Genomic DNA, 1,589 nt, shown 5'->3' on the forward strand with positions numbered 1-1,589 from the left:
GAGAGAGCGTCCCGCTTGACAAGGCGGAACGCGATGACTCGCCACGGGATGGGAGCGGTTGTGACACCGCCACGACTTCGTTCGAGACGGCGAAGCCGTCTCGTGATCACGAAAGACGCTCCGCGTCTTTCGAACGACACCGTGAGACGAGCGTACCAGCGCAGATGACGCTCACGGCCTACGAAGAGTCAGAACCCTCTGCCAGCGACGACTAACTGGTATTCCCCCTGCGTGGGAAGCCTCGCCGTTTACGGCGAGGAGGATGTCACCTGATGGGACCGTACAAGTCGTTCAATCTCAACTACGTTCTCAGCGAAGAGGAGCGCCGAGAAATTGCCGTCGACGACCTTCCTGGGCCCCTACGCAACCTCTTCCGGAACAAGGACGACGTCAACGAAGCGCAGGCACTCTTGAGACGAATACAGGGAGAGCTTCGGACCGACCCCGGAATGAATGCGTTTCTGGCTCTCGACGTCGATGTAGACACTGACGATGTGGATGCAGTGACTCAGAGCATTGAGTACACAAGGTGCAGCAACGCGACCGCATTTGTCGTTCCGTTTCTCGGACACAACTTCGGTGTCGGCGAAGAGGCTGGAAGCATCCTCGAGAACCTCGCAAAAACACACGGTGATCGGTTAGTCTTCGTCCATGAAGACGACGTGACGAGTGCAATGATCCGGTCAGCAAAGGTACGGTGGGATCTGCGGATTGAAACGTATGAAACCGAAAGAGAACTTGTCGACACCCTCCGGCGATTCGCGGGTGAAATCATGCAGCGTGAACGACGTGGCAATCTCGATCGCTTTGGCTGATCACCATGTGTCATTATTTCATCAGTCTTCAAGATATAGAGAGGGACAACCCTCTCTCGAGTAGGTGTGTATTATTGTCATTGGTGGTCGTAAGAGAAGTCAGAACGGTGATTCAGTGGAAATACGGTGTCTTTGCGTGCGACCAGCAGCTGTCCGAAGTTTGTGAGGAGAAACGTCGGACTACTCTTTTATCGACTGTCGATCCCGACGACTCGCTGGGTGCGTTCATTGATCCCGTGGTCGGTCGCAGGAAAAGACGTCTACTGGCTCCGTGCCAAGTTCAACCAGTGTCCCTGCAATTCAAAGATCTGACTTACCACGTGCCTCTCTAGTGGAACGTCTGTAACTTCGAGCGTCCACGTGTGTGACGCGTTCTGGAAATTCTGGAAATGACCCCGTGACCATTTTATACCGGCCACGATGAATGAGTCAGGTAGCGCAGATGATCACGGACGCTCGAGTGCTCCGCCAAGAGTTCGTCCCTGGAGATCTCGAGCACCGAGACGCGGAAACGACGTATCTCTCGGAAACGCTCGCGCCGATCGCCGACGGCGAAACCCCCGAGACGGTCATTATGCATGGGCCGAGCGGCGTGGGAAAGACCTGCGTCGCCAAGTACATGGGCGACCAGCTTCGCCAAGAAGTCCTGGATGCCGAGTTCCAGTACGTCAACTGCTGGCAGCATTATTCACGGTACCGCGCACTCCATCGAATCCTCGAAGGGCTCGGACAGACGCTCGATATTCATCGTCAGTCGACGCCCCGTGACGAACT

At 55.7% G+C, this 1,589-nt stretch carries 2 protein-coding genes and 1 pseudogene; all 3 read left to right on the plus strand.

Annotated elements, in window-relative coordinates; translation table 11 throughout:
* Positions 1 to 215: pseudogene (locus tag CV102_RS27350) on the plus strand (RNA-guided endonuclease TnpB family protein); the annotation flags it as partial.
* 57 nt (positions 216 to 272) lie between these two features.
* On the plus strand, positions 273 to 815 hold the full coding sequence (locus tag CV102_RS25640; protein ID WP_148860824.1) for a DUF7509 family protein: 543 nt from the start codon (positions 273 to 275) through the stop codon (positions 813 to 815).
* A 442-nt stretch (positions 816 to 1,257) separates the two neighbouring features.
* A partial coding sequence (locus CV102_RS25645; protein WP_148860825.1) for an AAA family ATPase occupies positions 1,258 to 1,589 on the plus strand: 332 nt, incomplete at its 3' end.

Source organism: Natronococcus pandeyae, from assembly GCF_008122205.1.
Lineage (GTDB): Archaea > Halobacteriota > Halobacteria > Halobacteriales > Natrialbaceae > Natronococcus > Natronococcus pandeyae.

Excerpts from the sequence above, each read along its gene's own strand:
- CV102_RS25640 (WP_148860824.1), top strand. The coding sequence starts at position 273 with ATGGGACCGTACAAGTCGTTCAATCTCAACTACGTTCTCAGCGAAGAG.